Source organism: Streptomyces sp. NPDC088794 (genome assembly GCF_044750545.1).
In the GTDB taxonomy this organism is placed as follows: domain Bacteria; phylum Actinomycetota; class Actinomycetes; order Streptomycetales; family Streptomycetaceae; genus Streptomyces.
In genome coordinates this window covers 318,793-340,829 of sequence record NZ_JBIVKB010000006.1, presented here as the reverse complement: position 1 = coordinate 340,829, position 22,037 = coordinate 318,793, and the positions used below count along the sequence as shown (strand labels likewise).

Genomic DNA, 22,037 nt, shown 5'->3' with positions numbered 1-22,037 from the left:
CTCGCGCGCCCGCCCGCAGGAGCTCCCTCTCACGCCACCCGCGTGAACTCCACCAACACGTCCGGCGGGCCGCCCGCCACGCCCCGGTAGATGCCCTTGTGCGGGGTGACGTCGTCGTAGTCGCGGCCTCGCGCCACGACCACGTGGGACTCGTCGGGGCGGGTGCGGTTGGTGGGGTCGTAGCCGGACCAGTCGCCGGCCCAGTACTCGATCCAGGCGTGGCTCTGGCCGGCGACGGGGCGGTGGAGTTCGGCGTCGGGTTCCGGATGGAGGTAGCCGGAGACGTAGCGGGCCGGGAGGCCGACGCCCCGGAGCATCGCGAGGGTGAGGTGGGTGATGTCCTGGCAGACGCCGGCGCCCTGTTCCCAGGCCTCGGCGGGGGAGGTGTTCACGCTCGTCGCGCCGGGGAGGTAGGAGACCTGGTCGGCGACGAGGGACGAGACCGCGAGGGCCGTCGCGTGCGGGTCGAGGCCGGCCGCCGCCTCCTTCGCCCTGTCGAGCAGCGGCGCCGGGATCGTCGTACGGCCTGTCGCGCCCGCGTACTCCAACAGGCGGGAACCGGAGATGTGTTCGGACAGTTCCGGCCAGGTGGGTGCGTCGGGGAGCGGGCCCTGCGGGGAGGTCTCCACCAGGCTGGACGCGGTGATCGTGAGGTCCGCGTGCGGGTCCATCAGGTCGAAGCCGGTGACCTGGGTGCCCCAGTAGTCCCAGTACGACCAGGTGGCCGCGGCCGGGCTGACGGTGACCCGGGCGTCCAGGGTGGTCTGGCCCGGCAGCGTCAGCGGGGTCATGCGGACCTCGTTGTGCGAGGACGCGGCCGGCTGGGCGTACGCGACGCGCGTGACGTGCCGGATGCGGAGGCGGCGAGCCATCTCAGGCTCCTTCCTGGGCCCACTCGACGGGCCCCTGGTACGGGAAGAAGCGCTCCGCCACCGCGTCGGCGGACGCCATGCAGGACTGCTGGAGGTCGCGCAGGAGGATCGGGAGCTGGTCCTCCAGCGCGTTCGTGTCGAGGTATTCGAGGCGGGTGCGCAGCCGGCCGATCGGGCGGCGCGCGGGGTCCTGGCGCGGGCGGCCGAGCGCGCTGAGGCACTCCTCCGCCGTGGTCAGCGCGTGCAGCGCCGAGCGCGGGAAGTCCCGGTCCAGGAGCAGGAATTCGGCCACCCGCGGGGTGTCGCCGAAACCGCCGTACACGCGCGCGTACGCCTCGTCCGCGCCCGACGCGCTCAGCAGCGTCGGCCAGTCCGGCGCGTGCGCCGCGTCCAACACCCGTACCGCCAGCAGCCGTACGGTCATGTCGACCCTCTCCAGGCTCCGGCCGAGGACGACGAACCGCCAGCTGTCGTCCCGGCTCATGGTGGAGTCGGCGAGTCCGAAGAACAGGGCCGCGCGGCGGCGGACCAGCTCCAGATAGGCGTAGGGGCCCGTACGGCGGGCCGCGAGGCGTTGGTCGGCCAGGGCGTGCCAGGTGGAGTTGAGGCACTCCCACATCTCCGAGGAGACGGCTTCCCGGGCGCTCCTGGCATTGAGCCGGGCCGCGCCGAGCGCGCCCTCGATGGAACCGGTCGACCGGGCGTCGAAGGCGAGCTGGTCCAACACCTGCTGCATGTCGACGCGTTGACCGCCCGCGTCCACGCCGAGGATCGCGTACAGCGACCGGCAGGCCACGTCCTCGTCGCGCCAGGGGTCCTCCAGCATGCGGTGCAGATACGCGTCGAGGATGCGGCCGGTGGCGTCCGCCCGCTCGACGTATCGGCCGGTCCAGGTCAGGGCCTCGGCTATCCGGGACAGGATCACGTCGTTCACTGCTGCTGCGCCCCTTCCGGTACGACGGTGGGGTTGCCGTCGGGTCCGTGCTGACGTGGCGCGATGGCCGGGAGCGTGCCCTCGGCGGCGGGCGCCGGCGGTTCGGCCGAGCCCTCCGCGAGCACCCAGGTGTCCTTGGAGCCGCCGCCCTGACTGGAGTTGACGATCAGGTTGCCCTCCTGGAGCGCGACCCGGGTCAGGCCGCCGGGCAGCACCCACACGTCGTTGCCGTCGTTCACGGCGAACGGGCGCAGGTCGATGTGGCGCGGCGCCATCCGCTCGCCGGCGAGGGTGGGGGAGGTGGACAGGGCGACGGGCCGCTGCGCGATGAAGCCGCGCGGGTCGGCGGCGACGGCTTTGCGCGTGCGTTCGAGGGTGTCCGCGTCGGCCTTCGGTCCGATGACGATGCCCTGTCCGCCGGCGCCGTCGACCGGCTTGATCACCAGCTGGTCGATCTGGTCGAGGACCGCCGCCAACTGCCCTGGTTCGTCCGGCCGGTAGGACTCGACGTTGGGGAGAACCGGTTCCTCGGAGAGGTAGTAGCGGATCAGGTCCGGGACGTAGGTGTAGAGCAGCTTGTCGTCGGCGATCCCGTTGCCCACCGCGTTCGCGAGTGTGACGTTGCCCGCCATGGCCGCGCCCATGATGCCGGGGCAGCCGATCACCGACTCGGGGCGGAAGTGCAGCGGGTCGAGGAAGTCGTCGTCCAGGCGCCGGTATACGACGTGCACGGGCACCTCGCCGCGGGTGGTGCGCATCCACACGCGGTTGCCGCGGCAGGCCAGGTCGTGCCCCTCGACCAGCTGCACGCCCATCAGCCGGGCGAGCAGGGCGTGTTCGAAGTAGGCGGCGTTGCTGGGGCCCGGGGTGAGCACCACGACCCGCGGATCCACCACCCCTTCGGGGGCGGCGGCGCGCAGGGCGGCGAGCAGCCGCTGGGCGTACCCGTCGACGGGCACGACGTGCTGCTCGGCGAAGAGGGACGGGAAGACCCGGGTCATCGCCCGGCGGTTCTCGATGACGTACGAGACCCCGCTGGGCACCCGCACGTTGTCCTCCAGGACCCGGAAGTCGCCCTCCTCGTCCCGGACGAGGTCGATGCCGGCGACATGGATGCGGACCCCGCCCGGTGGCTCGACGCCGTGCGCGGCGCGGTGGAAGTGCGGGGAGTGCAGCAGCAGGCGCCAGGGCACCACGCCGTCCTCGAAGGCCCGGCAGGGCCCGTAGGCGTCGGCGAGGTAGGCCTCCAGGGCTCTGACCCGTTGGCTCACCCCGCGTTGTATGAGATCCCATTCGAGGGCGTCGAGGATCCGCGGCACCAGGTCCAGCGGCCAGGGCCGCTCCTCGCCCGCGAAGGCGTAGGTCACGCCCCGGTCGGTGAACGCCCGGGCCATCTGGTCGGCGCGGAAGCGCAGTTCGCTCGGCTCGATCGGTTGAAGTGCCGCCAGTACCGGCTCGTAGGCGGTCCTGACCTCGCCAGGCCGCTCGAACATCTCGTCCCACGCGTCGGCCAACGCGTACGCGTCAAATATGTCCGCCATGAGGGGACGTTAAGGGCGGTACGTAACACAACGATCACTCCGGCATTTCCGGGAGCGCACGCCCGGCGCGGTCCCGGGGGCGCGCACGGCGCCCGTCCCCCGGCGGAAGCAGGCGTTCCGCACACCCCCAGGTTCCTGCAAAGGGCCATCAGCTTGTTGCAACTCGACGGAAGGAGGCCCGTAAATACCCGGGCATACCGGCGTTTTTCCTGTGCCTCGACCGTTTGAGCCGTGTTGCGGAGCCCGTGCGGGCCGCGCATAGTTGCGCTGCGATGGACGGCGGAACTCGGGGGTTGGGCGATGGCCGGGCACGGGACGGCGGAGCATCCGCACGGTGCCGACCGCTTGTGCGAGGCCGGGGATCGCGTGTACTCCCGGGCCGTACGACGGGGTCGCGTGCCGCGCCCGGACGCGGAGTCGGTGCCGTGCCTGCTGGAACTCGCCCTGCTGCACCCGGACCCCGACGACATGGACTGGCTGGTCCCGACCTCCCCGCAGGAGGTCATGACCCGGCTGCTGCGCGGGGTCTACGACGAGGTCAGCGGCAGCCAGCGCCGGGTGGGCTCGGCGGTCGCCGCCTTCGAGTGGTACGCCGGTCTCGGACCGACGGTGCCCACGGGCGCCGGCGAGGGGGCCGCGATCCGCGTCCTGGACGGTCTCTCCCGGATCCAGGCCGCGATGGACGAGGCGACCGAGGCGTGCACCACCGAGGTCCTGACGGTCCAGCCCGGCGGCATCCGGCCCGAGCACGAGCTGACCGAGGGACTGCACCGGGCGCTCGCCCTGCGCGGCCGGGGCGTGCGCATGCGCGACTTGTACACGCACGTCGCCCGGCACGGCCAGGGTCTGCTCAACTACCTGGAGCTGATGGGCGACACGGTGGAGGCGCGGACCCTGGACGAGGTGATCGACCGCCTCATCCTCTTCGACCGCACGGTCGCCTTCATCCCCGCCAACGCCGACCGCACCCTCGCCCTCGAGCTACGGCACCCGGCGCTGGTCGGCTACCTGGGCACGGTCTTCGACCGCCTGTGGCGCCTCGCGATCCCGCTCACCGCGGCCCTGCCCGACACCGGCATCGAGGGCATCTCGCACCGCGAGCAGTCCATCGCGGCGCTGCTGGCGGAGGGTCACCAGGACGCCGTCATCGCCGAACGGCTCGGCATAAGCGTCCGCACCTGCCGGGCCCACATCGCGCGCCTCTCCGAGACGCTCGGGGCGGCCAGCAGGGCCCAGCTCGGCGTGCGGATAGCACAGGTGGGGCTCGACAACCCGCGTCAGCCGGCCGACGTCGGCCCGCTCACCCTTCCCGGTCAAGAATCCCCGACCGCCCGATGAGATAGCCCAGCTGCGCCCGGCTCTCGCTGCCCAGCGTCGCCGCGAGCTTGGCGATGTGCACGCGCGCGGTACGGACGTTCAGCCCGAGGCGCTCCGCGATGACGGCGTCCGTGTGGCCCTCGACGAGGAGGGCGGCTATGGCGTGCTGGCGGGGGGTGATGCCGTTGAGCGGGGCCGGCCGGACCGTTTCGGGGTACATCGGGGCGGCCATGTGCCACAGGCGGTCGAAGGTGATGGCGAAGTACTCGATCAGGACCGGGTGGCGCACCTCGAGGGCGAGCGTGCGGTCAGCGTTGGCCGGGATGAAGGCCACCGTGCGGTCGATCACGACGAGGCGCTCGGTGACCTGGTCGAGGGTCCGCGCCTCCGCGTCGCCGGCCAGCTGCTCGTAGCGGGCCGTCACGGGCGGCGAGTGGCGCTGGGTGTGCTGGTAGAGGGTGCGGATACGGCCGCCGCGGTCGAGCAGGGCCTGGTCCCGGCCCAGGCTCCTGGCCAGGCGGGAGGCGGGGTTGCGGCCGTCGTAGGGCTGGATGGCCAGGAGTTCGCGGGAGGCGTCGGCCATGGCGGCGGCGATGGCCTCGTTGATCCGGTCGAGTCCGCCGATGAGGCCGATGGCCGGCGGGTCGGCGGGGGCCGTGCGCTGTCCGTCGAGGCGCATGAGCGGCTCGAACGTCTCGGCCAGCCGCTGCTCGCGCCGCCGCTCGTCGGCGATGCGGTCCGCCGAGGCGCTCAGCCGCCGGTGCAGGGCGAGGGCCGGGGCGACGGGCTCCAGGCGGTCGGGGTCCGTGGCGGCCGGGCTCAGCAGGCCGAAGTCGACGAGACAGGGGGCCGCCCGGACGTCCGCGCCGCTGACGTGCCCGGCACGCAGCGCTCGGCCGTACAGCTCCAGGCCCTCCTCGCACAGTTCCTCCGGACCGTGCCGGTGTGGCTGTGTCGTCACGTGTGACCTTCTTCTTCCTGCGGTTTCTTCCTACGGTGTCGTCCGCGAGGTCAGGGCTCCTGCTTCAGGATCCCGGACTGGGCGATGAGGAACCCGAGCTGGGCGCGGCTGCCGCTGCCCAGCGACGTCGCGAGCTTGGCGATGTGGGCGCGGCAGGTGCGCACGTTCATGCCGAGGCGCCGGGCGATCGCCTCGTCGACGTGGCCCTCGATGAGGAGCTTGGCGATCGAGTGCTGGATCTCGGTGATGCCGTCGGGGGCGGTCTCGTACGGTGCGCCGGCGCTCAGCGGGACCGCGCGGTTCCACATGAACTCGAAGACCTTGATCAGGTAGCGGACCAGTCCCGGATGCCGGAGTTCGAGGGCGATCTCCCCGTCGTCGCGGGTCGGGATGAAGGCCACGGTCTCGTCGCAGATGATCAGCCGCTCGACGAGTTCGTCGATCGTCCGGTACTCGACCTTGCCGTCGGTGAACTGGGCGACGTAGGCGAGCGTCTCGGGGCTGTAGCGGGCCGGGTGCTGGTAGAGGGTGCGGATGCGGCAGCCGCGTTCGATCAGCGGCCGGTCGCGGTTCAGGCCCTGGGCGAGGGTGTGTTCGAGGCGGCGCCGGCTCGGCTGCACGGTGAGCATCTCGGTCTGGCACTGGGCGGTGGCCAGATCGAGCGCCGCGTTGATCCGGTCGAGTCCCTCAAGGACCGTGATGGAGTGCGTGGTCGCCGTGGACTGGGCGCTGAGCGTCATGAACGGCTCGAAAGCGTCTGCGAGCTCGATCGACATGCGCCGCCGCTGGGTGATCTCGCTCTCGATCGGGTTGAGCCGCTGGGCGAGGGCAATCGAAGGAGGTACCGGGCGTAGCCAGTTCGGGTCGTCAGGATCGGGATGAAGGAGGGCGAACTCCATCAAACAGGGTGCGGGTTCCACATCCGTACGGGCAACCCGTCCCGTCCGGAGAGCGTTCCCGTAGAGGCGTCGCCCTTCCGCACACAGGTCGGTCAGCCCGTGAGGATGTGTCCGCTTAGTCTCATTTATTGTCAAATCTCCACCCCCCAGGGTCCTGAACGTGCAGGAACATGATGCATCGATTGTGTGGCCATGACGTGCCGGAATGGGCCATCGTCGTATTCGGACGGGGGAGAGGTGACCTTCAAATGAGGACGAAGCCGACTATGCATAAGAGAATGCTTCGCTCGGCGCTAGTCGCCGCCTTCTCCGCCGCTGTGATTTTCGGGGCGCTGAGCGGGTCTGCGGGTACCGACAGTGCCAAGGCGGGCGACAGTACCTGGCGTACGACCAATGTGACTGCCGCCGGCGTCGGCGACAGCACCTGGATCGTCACGGCGTCCGACGCCCCGGACGACAGCACCTGGGTGGCTCCGAGCGACAGCACGTGGGTCGCCGAGTCATGACCACTCCACCCGACGACCGGTCCTTCCGTCGCGAAATGGCCACGGCCTACCGCTCCGGCTGGCACTTCATCGATCTGGTCACCGCGATCCCGCACCCCGGGGACTCGCTGATGGTGACCGTCTTCGGAGAGCCGGTCGTCGTGACGCGGGACGAGGACGAGGACGTACGGGCCTATCGGTGTCTGCGGCGGCCTCGGGGGGCGCCGCAGCCTGTGCGATGTGCGATTCGGTACGGAATGATCTTTGTGAACCTTGATCAGCGAGACCATCGGCTGGTGGAACCGGAAGCCCCCAACCTACGGACCATCTCAGCCACCCCCCGCAGTGCCTGACGCGATTCCCCCGTCGTAACAGATCGCGCAGGTGCTTCCCCCCGCAGCGGCGTCACCGTGACCTGAACACGGTGACGCCGCTGCAGTTTGTGGCCGAAAACAGCCGACGCCTCCGCCTGTGCGGGGGCGTTTTTGTGTCCCCACCGCCTTGAGTGGAATAGACTCAACTTTGTGCACGCTGACTGAGTCAGCCAGGGAGACTCGCAAGGAGGAGAGCGCGAACGTGGACGCAGAGCTGACCAACCGGAGCCGGGACGCGATCAACGCGGCCAGCAACCGGGCCGTGACCGAGGCGCATTCCGACCTCACCCCCGCCCACCTGCTCCTCGCGCTGCTCCAGGGGCAGGAGAACGAGAACATCACCGACCTGCTCGCCGCCGTCGACGCCGACCAGGCCGCCGTCCGGGCCGGCGCGGAGAAGCTGCTGGGCGCGCTGCCCAGCGTGACCGGATCCACGGTTGCGCCGCCGCAGCCCAACCGGGAGCTGCTCGCGGTCATCGCGGACGCGGCCGAGCGGGCCAAGGAGCTCGGCGACGAGTACCTGTCCACGGAGCACCTGCTCATCGGGATCGCCGCGAAGGGCGGCGCGGCCGGTGACGTACTGTCCGGGCAGGGGGCCACCGCGAAGAAGCTGCAGGAGGCCTTCCAGAAGGCGAGGGGAGGGCGCCGGGTGACCACGGCTGACCCGGAGGGCCAGTACAAGGCGCTGGAGAAGTTCGGCACCGACTTCACCGCGGCCGCGCGGGAGGGGAAGCTCGACCCCGTCATCGGCCGCGACCAGGAGATCCGGCGGGTCGTGCAGGTGCTGTCCCGTCGTACGAAGAACAACCCGGTCCTGATCGGTGAGCCCGGCGTCGGCAAGACCGCCGTCGTCGAGGGACTCGCCCAGCGGATCGTCAAGGGCGATGTGCCCGAGTCCCTCAAGAACAAGCGACTGGTCGCCCTCGACCTGGGCGCGATGGTCGCGGGCGCCAAGTACCGCGGCGAGTTCGAGGAGCGGCTCAAGACGGTGCTGGCGGAGATCAAGGACTCCGACGGCCAGATCATCACGTTCATCGACGAGCTGCACACCGTCGTGGGCGCCGGCGCGGGCGGGGACTCCGCCATGGACGCCGGCAACATGCTGAAGCCGATGCTCGCGCGCGGTGAACTGCGCATGGTCGGCGCGACGACGCTGGACGAGTACCGCGAACGCATCGAGAAGGACCCGGCGTTGGAGCGCCGCTTCCAGCAGGTGCTGGTCGCGGAGCCGTCGGTCGAGGACACGATCGCGATCCTGCGCGGGCTCAAGGGCCGCTACGAGGCCCACCACAAGGTGCAGATCGCGGACAGCGCGCTGGTCGCGGCAGCCACCCTCTCGGACCGCTACATCACCTCCCGCTTCCTTCCGGACAAGGCGATCGACCTGGTCGACGAGGCGGCCTCCCGCCTCCGCATGGAGATCGACTCGTCCCCCGTCGAGATCGACGAACTCCAGCGTGTGGTCGACCGGTTGAAGATGGAGGAGCTGGCGCTGGAGAAGGAGACCGACCCGGCCTCCCGGGACCGCCTGGAGAAGCTGCGCCGCGACCTCGCCGACAAGGAGGAGGAGCTGCGGGGGCTGACCGCGCGCTGGGAGAAGGAGAAGCAGTCCCTCAACCGCGTCGGTGAACTCAAGGAGAAGCTCGACGAGTTGCGCGGCCAGGCCGAACGGGCCCAGCGCGACGGCGACTTCGACACCGCGTCCAAGCTGCTGTACGGCGAGATCCCCACCCTGGAGCGGGACTTGGAGGCCGCCTCGGAGGCTGAGGTAGAGGCCTCCCGGGACACCATGGTCAAGGACGAGGTCGGCTCCGACGACATCGCGGACGTCGTCGCCGCCTGGACCGGCATCCCCGCGGGCCGCCTCATGGAGGGCGAGACGCAGAAGCTGCTGCGCATGGAGGACGAGCTGGGCAAGCGCCTGATCGGCCAGCGCGAGGCGGTACAGGCGGTGTCGGACGCGGTACGGCGCACGAGGGCGGGCATCGCGGATCCCGACCGCCCCACCGGCTCGTTCCTCTTCCTCGGCCCGACAGGCGTAGGCAAGACCGAACTCGCCAAAGCCCTGGCCGACTTCCTCTTCGACGACGAGCGGGCGATGGTCCGCATCGACATGTCGGAGTACGGCGAGAAGCACAGCGTGGCCCGCCTGGTCGGCGCCCCGCCCGGCTACGTCGGCTACGAGGAGGGCGGCCAGCTCACGGAGGCGGTCCGCCGCCGCCCGTACTCCGTCGTCCTGCTCGACGAGGTGGAGAAGGCGCACCCGGAGGTCTTCGACATCCTCCTCCAGGTACTGGACGACGGCCGTCTCACCGACGGCCAGGGCCGCACGGTCGACTTCCGCAACGTGATCCTGGTCCTCACCTCGAACCTGGGCAGCCAGTTCCTGGTGGACCCGATGACGGACGAGGCGGAGAAGAAGTCCCAGGTCCTGAACCTGGTCCGGGCCTCCTTCAAGCCGGAGTTCCTGAACCGCCTGGACGACCTGGTCGTCTTCTCGGCCCTCGCCAAGGACGAGCTGGCCCGCATCGCCCGCCTCCAGATCGACCGCCTCGCCAAGCGCCTGGCCGAACGCCGCCTCACCCTGGAGGTCAGCGAGGACGCCCTGACCTGGCTCGCGGAAGAGGGCAACGACCCGGCGTACGGCGCGCGCCCGCTCCGCCGCCTCGTCCAGACCGCCATCGGCGACCGCCTCGCCAAGGAGATCCTCTCCGGCGAGATCAAGGACGGCGACACGGTACGGGTGGACACGTTCGGGGAGGGGCTGATCGTGGGGCCGGCCACGGGCAAGACGCTGTAGTCACCGACGGTCTGCGCAGGCCCGTCACCCTGGTGGGTGGCGGGCCTGTTCTTTGTGGATGAGCGTGCCTAGCATGAGGTAGAGGCATACATATGGCTATACATGCGATTCACTTGTTCACAAAGGCTGGAAGTGGGGTGTGAAGGGTGCTGTTGAGCTTCCGGGTGGCCAATCACGGTTCCTTGCGTGAGCCGCAGGAACTGAACCTCGTACCGGTCTATGAGGACGATCGGCCGGGGCTGACTGTCGCGGCGATCTATGGGGCCAATGCGTCGGGGAAATCGACGGTGCTGGACGCGTACGAGTTCTTTCGGCGGGCGGTGGAGGAGTCGCAGGCACGCTGGCTGCCGGGGGCTCCCATCGAGCGGCGACCGTTCTTGCTGGACCACGCGAGCAGGAACGAGCCGTCGACGTACGCCGTGGATGTGCTGATCGACGGGGTTCGCCATGTGTACGGCTTCGCCGTCTCCGACGCGGCGATCGAGGAGGAGTGGCTGTCCGTCTATCCCAAGGGGCGCAAGCGCATCCTCTTCGAACGCCGGGGCATGGACGTGACGTTCGGGAATTCGCTCACGGGTGAGCGGGCCGCGGCGGAGCGGGTGATGCGGCCGAACAGCCTGTATCTGTCGGCTGCGGCGCAGACGGCGCACGAGCAGTTGGGAGCCGTCTGGGAAGGAGTGGCCAGAGCGCAGGTCGTCAATGACCGCACACGGCATGCGCTCACCACGGGCGGTGCCTTCCTGACCCAGATGTTCGAGAGGTTCGAGAAACTGGGGCTCGCGCGCAGCCACGAGGTCCTGGCAGCGGCCGATCTCGGGGTGTACGGCGTACAGCGAGGTGCCGAGGACGATCCACAGTTCGTGGATCCAGCAGGTATCGAAGGGTGGGACCAACTGCCGGAGGAATTCAGGTCGGCCATGTCGAAGTCCCTCTACTTCGCGCATCGAGTGGGTGACGAGGATTTCCTGCTGCCGGCCAAGGACGAATCGGCCGGTACCAAGACCTGGTTGAACCTCGCTTCCTGGGCGCTGCTCGCTCTGCCGTCGGGGCGCCAGCTCTGGATCGACGAGGTCGACGTCAGCCTGCACCCCCTTCTCACGGCCAAGCTCGTCAAGCTCTTCCAGAACCCGGAACTCAACCCGCTCGGCGCTCAGTTGATCTTTACCACGCACAGTGCCTCGTTGCTCGGCACGATGCTGGGCGAGGAGGTCCTGCGCCGGGACCAGATCTGGTTCGTGGAGAAAAGAGCGGATACCGGGGCTTCCGAGCTCTTCCCGCTCAGCGATTTCAAGCCGCGCAAGGGGGAGAACTTCGAGCGGCGATACCTAGCGGGCAGCTACGGCGCGGTACCGGTCCTCCCGGACACGGCGCTGGAAGACGTGGTCAGGGAGTTCTGGGGGGCACATGCCAAGGCCGTTTCCGCGTGAGGGGTCGGGTCGGCGCCGGGCCCCGACCCGCCGGTCCGCCCGCACGATCCTCGTCGTCTGCGGCAGCAAGGAGACGGAGCGCCAGTACCTCCAGGGCCTGCGGGAGCACCTCCGCAACCCCGCCGTCTCCGTCGTCGTACGCGGGAAGGCCTGCTCCCCGACCCAGCTGATCGCCTACGCCAAGACGCAACGGACAGTCGGCAAGGGCGACTTCGACGAGGTGTGGTGTGTCTTCGACGTGGATCAGTTCGTGGATGTGGCCGAGGCGGCCGTAGCCGCGCGCAGGGCCGGTATCCGGGTGGCCGTCTCCAACCCCTGCTTCGAACTGTGGCTCCTCCTCCACTTCTCCCCGCAGACGGCGCACGTCCCGACGTACAAGAAGCTGCTCCCGCTGCTCCAGAAGCACGTGCCGGGATACGACAAGAGCCGCGTCGATTTCACCGTCTACCGCGACGGTCGAGCCGATGCGGTGGAGCGTGCTCGCGCGCTGGATCCGACCGGTGAGGAGCACACCCGCAACCCCTCCACCGGCGTGTGGCGGCTCGTGGAGCGCATGGAAGAGCACCGACAGTGACCGGATACTGTCAGCCCACGGCGGACAGGTTCGACGGGGCTTGCCACCCCCCTCCCCGCATGAGGGAGGATGACGGCATCCATATGAAGGGAAATTCACGGTGACCATCGACCCGTCCTCGATTCCGAACTTCGGGGGCCAGCCCGAGCCGCAGCCCCAAGGGCCGGCAGGCCCCGTTGTCCCGGATCAGGACCTCGTGAAGCAGCTCCTCGAACAGATGGAGCTGAAGTATGTCGTCGACGACGAGGGAGACCTCGCGGCGCCGTGGGAGCAGTTCCGTACGTACTTCATGTTCCGTGGCGAGGACGACCAGGCCGTCTTCTCGGTGCGGACGTTCTACGACCGGCCCCACCAGATCGACGAGAAGCCGCTGCTGCTGGAGTCCATCGACGACTGGAACCGGCGCACCCTGTGGCCCAAGGTGTACACGCACACGCATGACGACGGCACCGTCCGGCTGATCGGCGAGGCGCAGATGCTGATCGGCACCGGCGTCAGCCTGGAGCACTTCGTCTCCTCGACGGTCAGCTGGGTGCGCGCGGCCATCGAGTTCGACAAGTGGCTCGTCGAGCAGCTCGGCCTCGAGGAGGACGTCAACGACGCGGAGAATAAGGACGAGGACGAGGACGGGGAGTAGTCCCCGGTACTTCGTACTCCGCAGGCCTCTACAGCGGCGTGTTCGCGATCACCACGAGATACGCCCCGTAGCCGAACGAGAGCCCGGCCAGGGCGCCGACCATCACGGTCGCGTGCCAGGGCCGGGCTCTCGCCGTGCGGACCAGGGCGCGGGCGAGGGGGAGCAGAAGGGGGAACGCCGGGAGCAGGAACCTCGGCTTCGACTCGAAGAAGCCCGAGCCGCCGAGTGTGATCAGGAGCAGTACGCCCGTGTAGACGAGCAGCCCGGTCCGTCAGCAGCAGCGCGTACAGGACGACCGACACGGCCACGATCATCATCGTCATCGGGAACACGAAGCGGTCGCCGTGCAGGAGCAGGTGTTTGGCGAAGACGAGCGAGCCCCTGCCGAAGTCGAACCTCGAACCCCACAGGCGCTGCACCTCGAAGTAGCCGCCCAGCAGGTCACCCTTGCGGTGGCCGACCCACAGGACGTACGCGGCCCAGCCGCTCGGCGCGAGCAGCGCGCCCGTCCACAGTCTGTGGACAACTTTGCCGCGCGTCCGAAGGATCTCGTACGCCGCCGCCACGAGTACCGCCGCCGCGACCGCGAATCCGTTGGGCCGGGCCAGACCCGCCAGGGCGGCCAGTGTGCCCGCCCACACCCACCGCCCGTCCAGCACCGCGTACAGGGCCCAGGCGGCGAAGGCCGTCAGCACCGGTTCCGTGTACGCCATGGACAGCACGATCGAGTGCGGGAGCAGGCCCCAGAGGAGGACGAGGGCCGTCGCCACCGCGCGGCCGTGCAGGCGGTTGCCGAGCGCGTAGAGACCGCAGGCCGCGACCGCCGCCGCAAGCCAGGACACGAGCAGGCCCGCCGTGACTCCGCTCAGCGGGCTGAGCGCGGTCACCGCGCGGACCAGGGCCGGGTAGAGCGGGAAGAACGCCAGGTCGCTGTGGACGACGCCGGGCTGGAAGTACAGGGTCCGGCCGTAGCCGTGCGCCGCGATCCCCAGGTACCAGCGGGAGTCCCAGGAGTGGCCCAGGAGTGCCGGCCAGTGCCGGTCGGTCGCCCAGGCCGTCAGGGCCAGCGCGGCGACGCCCAGCAGGCGTGCGGCGGCGAACAGACCCAGGGCGCCGCCGAGGGCCGCCGCCGTGGAGGGGCGGGTACGGGTGTGGGTGCCGGGCTCCGTGACAGGGCGGGGCGCGAGGGTACTGGCGTGGGTCACACCGGCACATTGCCGGGTGAAACGGGCGTAGGCGAGCATTGCGCGGCCGGGCGGGTACGGATTCGCTCCGCTCGGCGTGGCGGCGTGACTTCACGCCGGGGATCTCTCGCCGACGCCTCTACGTTCGCGACTTCACGCCAGTGACTTCAGGCGGCTCACGGCCTCCTCCAGCACCCCGGTGCGCTTGCAGAACGCGAACCGCACGAATGGCGCGCCCGCCTCCCGGTGGTCGTAGAAGACCGCGTTCGGGATGGCGACGACGCCGGCCCGTTCCGGGAGTGCGCGGCAGAAGGCGAAGCCGTCGCCGTCGTGGGACTGCTCCGCGCCGAGGGGGCGGATGTCGGTGGTGACGAAGTACGTGCCGGCGGGCTTGAAGACCTCGAAGCCCGCGTCGGTCAGACCCGCCGCCAGCAGGTCCCGCTTGGCCAGCATGTCCGCGCGGAACCCGGCGAAGTAGGAGTCGGGCAGGGCCAGCGCCTCCGCCACCGCGTACTGGAGGGGCCCGGACGCCACGTACGTCAGGAACTGCTTCGCCGAGCGGACCGCCGAGACCAGCTCCGGCGCGGCCGTCACCCAGCCGACCTTCCAGCCGGTGAAGGAGAAGGTCTTGCCGGCCGAGCCGATGGTGACCGTGCGTTCGCGCATGCCCGGGAAGGTCGCCAGTGGGATGTGCTCGGCGTCGTCGAAGACCAGGTGCTCGTAGACCTCGTCGGTGACGACCAGCAGGTCGCGCTCGACGGCCAGTTCGGCGATCGTGGTGAGTTCCTCGCGGGTGAGGACCGTGCCGGTGGGGTTGTGCGGGGTGTTGATCAGGAGGAGGCGGGTGCGGTCGGTGACGGCGGCGCGCAGCTCGTCCAGGTCGAGACGGAAGCGTCGATCCGCGATTCCGTCGTGCGTGCCCTCGTGCGGGCGCAGGGTGACCGGTACGCGCGTGCCGCCCGCCATCGCGATGCACGCCGCGTACGAGTCGTAGTACGGCTCGAGGGCGATCACCTCGTCGCCGGGTTCCAGCAGCGCCAGCAGGGCGGCGGCGATGGCCTCGGTGGCGCCGGCCGTGACCAGGACCTCGGTGTCGGGGTTGTGGGTCAGGCCGTAGAGGCGCTGCTGGTGGGCGGCGATCGCGGTGCGCAGTTCGGGGACGCCCGGGCCGGGCGGGTACTGGTTGCCGCGGCCGTCGCGCAGCGCCCGTACGGCCGCCTCCCGGACCTCTTCGGGGCCGTCGGTGTCGGGGAAACCCTGGCCCAGGTTGATCGCGCCCGTCCGCACGGCGAGCGCGGACATCTCGGCGAAGATCGTCGTCCCGAACTCGGCGAGACGGCGGTTGAGGAGCGGGCGGCTGCTGGAGGTCATGCCGGTCATCCTGCGCCGAAGCTCTGGAGTTCCTCAACTCTGCTTTGGCCGGTCGCGTGGGAGGGCATCCCCCGTTCACGCAAGACGCGAGGCGCCCACGGGGGGCTGCTTCAGGCGAATCAGAAGGGCGGTGGCGCCATGGCAATCGGCTTCATCGTGGCAGCGGTTGTGATCGCGTTCGTGCTGGTCGTGGTGGCGAAGGCGCGCCGGACCAGGAACACCGTGCTGGCGGGCCGCGGCGGTCGGCGGCGCGGCTCCGGCGACAGCTGGTGGGCCGGCGGGGCGGCCGGGGGCAGCGGCGGGGCGGTGTCCTGCGGGTCGTCCTCGGGCGGTGACTCCGGGGGGCACTCGGGTGGTCACTCCTGTGGTGGCGGTTCGTCCTGCGGGGGCGGCTCGTCCTGTGGCGGCGGGGGCGGATGCGGAGGAGGCAGCTGATCCGGCGGGGGCGGATGCGCGGGAAGCGGCCGTACCGGCGGAGGCAGCTGACACGGGGCAGCTGAGCTCCACCGGGAAAGTCGTCACCGGGCATACGTCCCACCCGTCACTCCAGTAGAGCGCCCGCCGGGCACCACGCCCCGCGGGCGCTTTGGCGCTCCGGCGCACGCCATGGCCGCCGTGGCGCACGCCGTGGTTGAACAGTTGAGCTGTGGAGCCCTCTGAGGGATGGAAACCCCACGAAGTTGGGTAAAAACGCTGTGGTGGCGCCACCGTTCATGATTCCCTCTAAAACACCAACGCAGCCCCTCGGACGTCCTGCACACACACCTTCCGATGATCCGACTGGGTTGACCGGGCCGATCTCCCGGTACCGACCGGGGTGCGCCGGACCACACCTCCTCACCTCCCTTTTCTTTGCGTGCTAGCGGAGCCGATCCATGCTCACGACCCTGAACACCTCGTACACAGACACGCGCGCGGCCGACCTCGCCTGGGCCCTGGGGCGGGAGCCGCTCCCCGCCCTCGCCACGCTCGACCTCGAACTGGGCGGGGCGAAGCTGCAGTTGAGACTCCTCGGAGCGTCCCACCAGGTGCTCCTTGAGGAGGAGCGGGGCAGTTGTTCGGAGACGGTGGCGTGCATCCCCGGCAGCAGCACCCCGCTGCCGCTGGGCGTCGCCAAGCGGGTGGGCGACTGGGAGTACGAGTTCGCGGCCCGGGTCGAACTGCTCTCGCCGGGCTCCTTCGCGGGCCGCGCACAGGAGTTGCTCGCCCTGGTCGCCGACCATCCCAACGGCCTGGCGGGCGTCTTCCCCGGCAGCCCGCACGCGTTCACCGCCCTGCTGGCCCAGCGTCAGGGCGGCCAGGTGCACTGGCGCACCTGGCACGCGTACCCGCAGGACGGGCAGTTGGTGGCGACCCGGACCCGGGTCGGCGTGCGGATTCCGGTGCCACAGCTCAGTCCGTCCGGCGTTTGACGTATTTCCGCCTCGTGTCGGGCGTTTGGGGCGTCAGATCCACACGTGTGGGTGACGAAGCGTGACTCCGCTGTGACGTAACGTCGCAGTCGTGATCGAACCGCACGCACCGGCCCCGCCGGGCTCCCCGCCCTCCTGGCCCGGCCCCGCGCCGCTGCCGGTGCGGCCGGGCACCGGACGGTTCCTGGTCCTCGCGTGCGTCTTCGTCTGCGCGGCCTGCGGACTCGTCTACGAACTCGAACTGGTCGCGCTGGCCTCGTACTTGATCGGCGACTCGGTCACCCAGGCCTCCGTCGTGCTGTCCGTCATGGTGTTCGCCATGGGCATCGGCTCGCTCGCCGCGAAGAAGCTGCGCTGGCACGCCGCGGCCGGCTTCGGCGCGATCGAGGCGACGCTCGCGCTGGTCGGCGGGTGCAGTGCGATGGCCCTGTACGCCGTGTTCGCGTGGACCGGCGGCTGGGGCGGGCTGTGGGCGAGCGGGCCGCGCTGGCTGCTGGTCGCCTTCTCGCTCGCCATAGGCCTGTTGATCGGCGCCGAGGTCCCGCTGCTGATGGAGCTGATCCAGCGCGTACGGCGGCAGGACGCGGGCGGCGCGGTGGCGGACCTGTTCGCCGCGGACTACGTCGGCGCGCTCGTCGGCGGCCTGGCCTTCCCGTTCCTGCTCCTGCCGCTGCTGGGCCAGTTGACCGGCGTACTGATCACCGGCACGGTCAACGCGGTCGCCGGCTGCGCGTTGGTCCTCGGTCTGTTCCGGCGCGATCTCACGCGCCGCGCCCGCTGGTTGCTGGTGATCGCAAACGTCGCCGTGCTCGGTCTCCTCGCGTCCGCCGCCGTCCTGGTCGACGACTTCGAACGGGCCGCGCGGGAAGCGGTCTACGGCGAGGGCGTCCGGGTGGCGGTGCAGACCGGCACCCAGGAGGTCGTCCTCACCGGCGGCACCCACGGCCGCCCCCTCGACCTCTTCCTCGACGGCCGCCTCCGGGTCAGCGGACGCGACGAACGCCGCTACCACGAGGCGCTGGTCCACCCCGCGATGAACGGCCCCCACGCGCGCGTGCTCATTCTCGGCGGCGGCGACGGACTGGCCGCCCGCGAGGTGCTCGAACATCCCGGCGTCCGACGCGTCGACATCGTCGAACTCGACGCCGGGGTCGTCCGGTTGGCCCGTACCGATCCGGCGCTCGCCCGCCTCAACGACCACGTCTACGCAGACCCGCGCGTCCACGAGACGACCCAGGACGCCTTCCGCTGGCTGCGGGCGGCTCCGCCGGGGACCTTCGACGTGGTGATCTGCGATCTGCCCGATCCGGGGATCACCGCGAGCACGAAGCTGTACTCGCAGGAGTTCTACGGCCTGGCGCGGCGGGCGATGGCCGACGGCGGCCGGCTCGTCGTGCACGCCGGGCCGGTCGCCAGCCGCCCGCGCGTCTTCTGGACGGTCGACGCGACGGTGCGCTCCGCGGGGCTGCGGACGGTTCCCTACCGGGTCGGGGGCCGGGACTCGGGGTTCGCGGCGGGGCCCGATCGGGCGGCGAGCGGTGCGGTTCGGGCGCCGCGGGACTGGGGGTTCGTCCTGGCGGGGGTGGGGGTGCGGCGGCTCGGACTGGATCCGGGGGCACCGCGGCCGCGGACGCTGACGGTGGATGGGTTGGCGGCGGATGCGCGAGCCGTGGGGCGGACGCGGGTCGAGGGTGTGCGGGCATCGACGTTGGTGGATCCCAGGTATGCGGAGTGAGGGTCTGTGTCCTTCAGCCCGTCCGGCGTTTGAGTACGACGGCGACACGAGCGCCGGGTACTTTTCAGGCAACGTGGGGCCAGTCTCCGCACTCCCCGGTAACCTCGGCCCACATGGAGCATGAGGTGTTCGTTCCGGTTCCCCCCGCCCACCTGCGGGACGCCCTCGCCGACCCCGCACGCGTGGCCCGCGCGGTTCCCGGACTTCAGCAGGACGCCGGTGCGGCCCCCGTCAGCGGCCGGCTGAAGGTGCGCGTCGGCAGCCACTCCGTCACCTACCGCGGCACGGTCCGCGTCACCGCGCAGGACGACGGCACGTACACCGCCGAGGGCGACGCCACCGAGGCGCGCGGCACCGGCTCGGTCAAACTCGCCCTCACCCTGCGGGTGTCGGAGGCCGACGGCGGCTGCACCCTCGCCGTCGAGGGCACCGCCTCGGCCGACGGCCGCCTGATGGAACTGCCGGCGGACTCCGTGGCCGCGGCGGCGACCCGGCTGCTGGACCGCTTCGCGGAGAACCTGGGTACGACGGTGACGGCACCGGAGGAGACCCCCGAACCGTCCGTCCTCGACACCGAGGTCCCGCCGCCGGCGCTCGATCCGGTGGCCGAGGTCGACGACCTGCTCCCGGACCCGACCCCCGACCCGGCCCCGATTCCCGCGGAGATCTACGCGGAACCCTCCGAACCCCCCGCCGAAGCCGCGCACGCCCGCCGCACGATGATCGGCCGCAGCGCGGAGGAGGTCGACCACGCCCCGCCGCGCGGCCGCTACGCCCCCGTACCGGCCCCGCAGACCATCTCCCCCGGCTCGTCCCTCCGTTGGGCGGCCCCGGCGGCGGCACTCGCGCTGGCGTCGGCGATCGTGGTGACCCGGGCCCTCCGCAAGCGTCGCTGAGCCACGGACCGTCCTGATCGCGCCCAACCTCCGCGCACACTCCAAGTGGTCTGCACCACCGCCCCACCACCCCAGTACTGTCATCCCGTGAGCAACGAAGACATCACGCTGACCGCGGGCGACGCGGAGGTGACCGTGCAGCCGGGCAACGGCGGCCGGGTGGGCGGGCTTCGCGTCGGAGGCGTCGAACTGCTGCGCCAGGGCGAGCGGTTCGGCTGTTTCCCGATGGTGCCCTGGTGCGGCCGGATCAGGGACGGCCGGTTCCGCAACGGCGGCACCGTCCACCAGATGCCCCTCAACTCCCCGCCGCACGCCATCCACGGCACCGTCCGCGACGGCGCCTGGCGCGTGGCCCGCCGAAGCGCCGACGCGGCCGTCATCACGTACGACCTGGTCGAGCCCTGGCCCTGGCCCGGACGGGTCACCCACCAGCTGGACCTCACGCCGGACTCCCTCACGCTGACCATGGCCGTGGAGGCGCACGACTCCTCCTTCCCGGCGCAGATCGGCTGGCACCCGTGGTTCAACCGGAACCTGGGGGGCGAGGACGTCCAGGTCGACTTCTCGGCTGCCTGGCAGGAGGAGCGCGGGGACGATCACCTGCCCACCGGTACACGGATCGAGCCGAAGGCCGGGCCGTGGGACGACTGCTTCGGGATGCCCGGCGGGGTCGATGTGACGCTGACCTGGCCGGGGGAGCTGGAGCTGAAGGTGGCCAGCCCGGAGGAGTGGGTCGTCGTGTACGACGAGCAGGAGGCCGCCGTCTGCGTGGAGCCGCAGACCGGGCCGCCCGACGGGCTGAACAGCCTGCCCCGGCTGGTCACCCCGCTGGAGCCGCTGGAAGCCACGATGACCTGGGCCTGGCGCCGCCTCTAAGCTGGCCGGTATGACGGACGTACGTGGCGCGCTGCTGCAACAGATCAAGGACAAGGCCGTGGTGCACGGCAAGGTGACCCTGTCGTCGGGGCTGGAGGCGGACTACTACGTCGACCTGCGCCGCGTCACCCTCGACGGCGAGGCCGCCCCGCTGGTCGGTCAGGTGCTGCTCGACCTGACCGCCGAGCTGGACTTCGACGCGGTGGGCGGGCTGACCATGGGCGCGGACCCGGTCGCCGGCGCGATCCTGCACGCGGCCGCCGCCCGGGGGAAGCGGGTCGACGCCTTCGTCGTACGCAAGGCGGCCAAGGCGCACGGGATGCAGCGGCGGGTCGAGGGTCCCGACATCGCGGGGCGGCGGGTGGTGGTCGTCGAGGACACCTCCACCACCGGCGACTCCCCGCTGACCGCCGTCGAGGCGGTGCGTGAGGCGGGTGCGGAGGTCGTGGCCGTGGTGACGATCGTGGACCGTGCGACCGGCGCCGCGGAGAAGATCGAGAAGGGCGCGGGGGTGCCGTACTTGTACGCGTACTCCAAGGACGACCTGGGCCTGGACTGACCCGGCCGCCCGTCTGGAAAGATGGGGCCGACGATGACGTCACTCCCAAGGTCTAGGTCAGGGCCGTAGGACGCAGCCAGCACGCCAACCCGCACATACCAAGGAGCGGACAGATGCCCATCGCAACCCCCGAGGTCTACAACGAGATGCTCGACCGGGCGAAGGCAGGCAAGTTCGCCTACCCGGCCATCAATGTCACCTCGACCCAGACCCTGCACGCGGCGCTGCGCGGCTTCGCCGACGCGGAGAGCGACGGCATCGTCCAGATCTCCACGGGTGGCGCCGAGTTCCTGGGCGGCCAGTACAGCAAGGAGATGGTGACGGGCTCGGTCGCGCTGGCCGAGTTCGCGCACATCGTCGCCGAGAAGTACCCGGTGACCGTCGCGCTGCACACCGACCACTGCCCCAAGGACAAGCTCGACGGGTACGTACGCCCGCTGCTCGCCGTCTCCGAGGAGCGCGTGAAGGCCGGCGGCAACCCGCTGTTCCAGTCGCACATGTGGGACGGCTCGGCCGAGACGCTCGCCGACAACCTCGCCATCGCGCAGGAGCTGCTGGCCCGCGCCGCCGCCGCGAAGATCATCCTCGAGGTCGAGATCACCCCGACCGGCGGCGAGGAGGACGGTGTCTCGCACGAGATCAACGACTCCCTCTACACCACGGTCGAGGACGCGATCCGTACCGTCGAGGCGCTCGGCCTGGGCGAGAAGGGCCGCTACCTGCTGGCCGCCTCCTTCGGCAACGTGCACGGCGTGTACAAGCCGGGCAACGTCGTCCTGCGTCCCGAGCTGCTCAAGGAGCTGAACGAGGGCGTCGCCGCCAAGTACGGTCAGCCGGCCGGCAGCAAGCCGTTCAACTTCGTCTTCCACGGCGGCTCCGGCTCCACGGAGGAGGAGATCGCCACCGCGCTGGAGAACGGCGTGGTGAAGATGAACCTCGACACCGACACCCAGTACGCCTTCACGCGTCCCGTCGCGGACCACATGTTCCGCAACTACGACGGCGTCCTGAAGGTCGACGGCGAGGTCGGCTCCAAGAAGACCTACGACCCGCGCACCTGGGGCAAGCTCGCCGAGGCCAGCATGGCCAAGCGCGTCACCGAGGCCTGCGGCAACCTGCGGTCCACGGGCACGAAGATCAAGTAACCGGCGGTCGTCCGGTACGAAGATCGAGCAACGGCATT

At 70.6% G+C, this 22,037-nt stretch carries 20 protein-coding genes and 1 pseudogene; 14 read left to right on the top strand and 7 right to left on the bottom strand.

Annotation, left to right across the window (positions count from 1 at the left end; genetic code table 11):
* Positions 1-29: 29 nt before the first annotated feature.
* Genes ACIP6U_RS20075 through ACIP6U_RS20065 form a run of 3 tightly spaced genes read right to left on the bottom strand, consistent with a single transcriptional unit; the run spans position 30 to position 3,347 of the window.
* Positions 30-872, bottom strand: a complete 843-nt coding sequence (locus ACIP6U_RS20075) for a transglutaminase N-terminal domain-containing protein (protein ID WP_401719357.1) — start codon at positions 870-872, stop codon at positions 30-32.
* A gap of 1 nt (position 873) precedes the next feature.
* The gene (locus ACIP6U_RS20070) at positions 874-1,806 is read right to left on the bottom strand and encodes an alpha-E domain-containing protein (RefSeq protein ID WP_401719354.1); all 933 of its coding nucleotides are present in this window, start codon (positions 1,804-1,806) and stop codon (positions 874-876) included.
* Positions 1,803-3,347: a circularly permuted type 2 ATP-grasp protein gene (locus tag ACIP6U_RS20065; RefSeq protein ID WP_401719351.1), complete on the bottom strand. Its 1,545-nt coding sequence runs from the start codon at positions 3,345-3,347 to the stop codon at positions 1,803-1,805. The genes ACIP6U_RS20070 and ACIP6U_RS20065 overlap by 4 nt, the downstream gene beginning before the upstream one ends.
* A gap of 300 nt (positions 3,348-3,647) precedes the next feature.
* Between ACIP6U_RS20065 and ACIP6U_RS20060 the strand changes: the two genes are divergently transcribed.
* A complete protein-coding gene (locus ACIP6U_RS20060) occupies positions 3,648-4,685 on the top strand; it encodes a LuxR C-terminal-related transcriptional regulator (RefSeq protein WP_401719348.1) in 1,038 nt (345 codons plus the stop codon).
* Here the strand turns inward: ACIP6U_RS20060 and ACIP6U_RS20055 are convergent.
* Entirely contained in the window at positions 4,648-5,625 is a 978-nt protein-coding gene (locus ACIP6U_RS20055) for a LuxR C-terminal-related transcriptional regulator (protein ID WP_401719346.1), read from the bottom strand. The two genes, ACIP6U_RS20060 and ACIP6U_RS20055, sit on opposite strands and share 38 nt — an antisense overlap.
* 50 nt (positions 5,626-5,675) lie before the next feature.
* Positions 5,676-6,620: a helix-turn-helix transcriptional regulator gene (locus tag ACIP6U_RS20050; RefSeq protein WP_401719633.1), complete on the bottom strand. Its 945-nt coding sequence runs from the start codon at positions 6,618-6,620 to the stop codon at positions 5,676-5,678.
* Positions 6,621-6,802: 182 nt separating this feature from the next.
* Here ACIP6U_RS20050 and ACIP6U_RS20045 point away from each other — a divergent pair, with 182 nt between their 5' ends.
* The 6 genes from ACIP6U_RS20045 (at position 6,803) to ACIP6U_RS20020 (ending at position 12,821) form a co-directional block, all read left to right on the top strand.
* The gene (locus tag ACIP6U_RS20045) at positions 6,803-7,030 is read left to right on the top strand and encodes a hypothetical protein (protein ID WP_401719344.1); all 228 of its coding nucleotides are present in this window, start codon (positions 6,803-6,805) and stop codon (positions 7,028-7,030) included.
* Positions 7,027-7,362, top strand: coding sequence for a hypothetical protein (locus tag ACIP6U_RS20040; protein WP_123998759.1), 336 nt, complete (start codon positions 7,027-7,029; stop codon positions 7,360-7,362). The genes ACIP6U_RS20045 and ACIP6U_RS20040 overlap by 4 nt, the downstream gene beginning before the upstream one ends.
* 223 nt (positions 7,363-7,585) lie before the next feature.
* Complete coding sequence (gene clpB / locus ACIP6U_RS20035) at positions 7,586-10,183, top strand: ATP-dependent chaperone ClpB (protein WP_401719341.1); 2,598 nt, start codon at positions 7,586-7,588, stop codon at positions 10,181-10,183.
* 146 nt (positions 10,184-10,329) lie between these two features.
* Positions 10,330-11,610, top strand: coding sequence for an ATP/GTP-binding protein (locus ACIP6U_RS20030; RefSeq protein ID WP_401719339.1), 1,281 nt, complete (start codon positions 10,330-10,332; stop codon positions 11,608-11,610).
* A complete protein-coding gene (locus ACIP6U_RS20025) occupies positions 11,588-12,184 on the top strand; it encodes an RloB family protein (protein ID WP_401719336.1) in 597 nt (198 codons plus the stop codon). The genes ACIP6U_RS20030 and ACIP6U_RS20025 overlap by 23 nt, the downstream gene beginning before the upstream one ends.
* A gap of 100 nt (positions 12,185-12,284) precedes the next feature.
* The gene (locus ACIP6U_RS20020) at positions 12,285-12,821 is read left to right on the top strand and encodes a YbjN domain-containing protein (RefSeq protein ID WP_401719333.1); all 537 of its coding nucleotides are present in this window, start codon (positions 12,285-12,287) and stop codon (positions 12,819-12,821) included.
* Positions 12,822-12,849: 28 nt separating this feature from the next.
* On the opposite strand, the pseudogene ACIP6U_RS20015 reads toward ACIP6U_RS20020, so the two are convergent.
* Positions 12,850-14,026: pseudogene (locus tag ACIP6U_RS20015) on the bottom strand (mannosyltransferase family protein).
* A 132-nt stretch (positions 14,027-14,158) separates the two neighbouring features.
* The gene (locus ACIP6U_RS20010) at positions 14,159-15,385 is read right to left on the bottom strand and encodes a pyridoxal phosphate-dependent aminotransferase (protein ID WP_401719330.1); all 1,227 of its coding nucleotides are present in this window, start codon (positions 15,383-15,385) and stop codon (positions 14,159-14,161) included.
* A 129-nt stretch (positions 15,386-15,514) separates the two neighbouring features.
* On the opposite strand from ACIP6U_RS20010, the gene ACIP6U_RS20005 reads away from it, so the two are divergent.
* From ACIP6U_RS20005 to fbaA, 7 genes are all read left to right on the top strand, one after another.
* Positions 15,515-15,811 carry a hypothetical protein gene (locus tag ACIP6U_RS20005; protein WP_401719327.1) on the top strand — a complete coding sequence of 99 codons (297 nt, stop codon included), beginning with the start codon at positions 15,515-15,517 and terminating at the stop codon, positions 15,809-15,811.
* Between the two features lie 440 nt (positions 15,812-16,251).
* Positions 16,252-16,788, top strand: a complete 537-nt coding sequence (locus tag ACIP6U_RS20000; protein ID WP_401719324.1) for a DUF2617 family protein — start codon at positions 16,252-16,254, stop codon at positions 16,786-16,788.
* A 91-nt stretch (positions 16,789-16,879) separates the two neighbouring features.
* Positions 16,880-18,523 carry a polyamine aminopropyltransferase gene (locus tag ACIP6U_RS19995; protein ID WP_401719322.1) on the top strand — a complete coding sequence of 548 codons (1,644 nt, stop codon included), beginning with the start codon at positions 16,880-16,882 and terminating at the stop codon, positions 18,521-18,523.
* A 113-nt stretch (positions 18,524-18,636) separates the two neighbouring features.
* Positions 18,637-19,419 (top strand): SRPBCC family protein, encoded by a 783-nt coding sequence (locus ACIP6U_RS19990; RefSeq protein WP_401719320.1) that lies wholly within the window; start codon positions 18,637-18,639, stop codon positions 19,417-19,419.
* 87 nt (positions 19,420-19,506) lie between these two features.
* Complete coding sequence (locus ACIP6U_RS19985) at positions 19,507-20,295, top strand: aldose 1-epimerase (RefSeq protein ID WP_401719317.1); 789 nt, start codon at positions 19,507-19,509, stop codon at positions 20,293-20,295.
* A gap of 10 nt (positions 20,296-20,305) precedes the next feature.
* Entirely contained in the window at positions 20,306-20,854 is a 549-nt protein-coding gene (pyrE, locus tag ACIP6U_RS19980) for an orotate phosphoribosyltransferase (RefSeq protein ID WP_401719315.1), read from the top strand.
* Between the two features lie 113 nt (positions 20,855-20,967).
* Entirely contained in the window at positions 20,968-21,999 is a 1,032-nt protein-coding gene (fbaA, locus tag ACIP6U_RS19975; RefSeq protein ID WP_401719312.1) for a class II fructose-bisphosphate aldolase, read from the top strand.
* The last annotated feature ends 38 nt before the right edge of the window (positions 22,000-22,037 follow it).

Excerpts from the sequence above, each read along its gene's own strand:
- fbaA (WP_401719312.1), top strand. The coding sequence starts at position 20,968 with ATGCCCATCGCAACCCCCGAGGTCTACAACGAGATGCTCGACCGGGCG.
- pyrE (WP_401719315.1), top strand. The coding sequence starts at position 20,306 with ATGACGGACGTACGTGGCGCGCTGCTGCAACAGATCAAGGACAAGGCC.
- ACIP6U_RS19990 (WP_401719320.1), top strand. The coding sequence starts at position 18,637 with ATGGAGCATGAGGTGTTCGTTCCGGTTCCCCCCGCCCACCTGCGGGAC.
- ACIP6U_RS20000 (WP_401719324.1), top strand. The coding sequence starts at position 16,252 with ATGCTCACGACCCTGAACACCTCGTACACAGACACGCGCGCGGCCGAC.
- ACIP6U_RS20005 (WP_401719327.1), top strand. The coding sequence starts at position 15,515 with ATGGCAATCGGCTTCATCGTGGCAGCGGTTGTGATCGCGTTCGTGCTG.
- ACIP6U_RS20040 (WP_123998759.1), top strand. The coding sequence starts at position 7,027 with ATGACCACTCCACCCGACGACCGGTCCTTCCGTCGCGAAATGGCCACG.
- ACIP6U_RS20075 (WP_401719357.1), bottom strand. The coding sequence starts at position 872 with ATGGCTCGCCGCCTCCGCATCCGGCACGTCACGCGCGTCGCGTACGCC.
- ACIP6U_RS20065 (WP_401719351.1), bottom strand. The coding sequence starts at position 3,347 with ATGGCGGACATATTTGACGCGTACGCGTTGGCCGACGCGTGGGACGAG.
- ACIP6U_RS20060 (WP_401719348.1), top strand. The coding sequence starts at position 3,648 with ATGGCCGGGCACGGGACGGCGGAGCATCCGCACGGTGCCGACCGCTTG.
- ACIP6U_RS20010 (WP_401719330.1), bottom strand. The coding sequence starts at position 15,385 with ATGACCGGCATGACCTCCAGCAGCCGCCCGCTCCTCAACCGCCGTCTC.
- ACIP6U_RS20045 (WP_401719344.1), top strand. The coding sequence starts at position 6,803 with ATGCTTCGCTCGGCGCTAGTCGCCGCCTTCTCCGCCGCTGTGATTTTC.
- ACIP6U_RS20025 (WP_401719336.1), top strand. The coding sequence starts at position 11,588 with ATGCCAAGGCCGTTTCCGCGTGAGGGGTCGGGTCGGCGCCGGGCCCCG.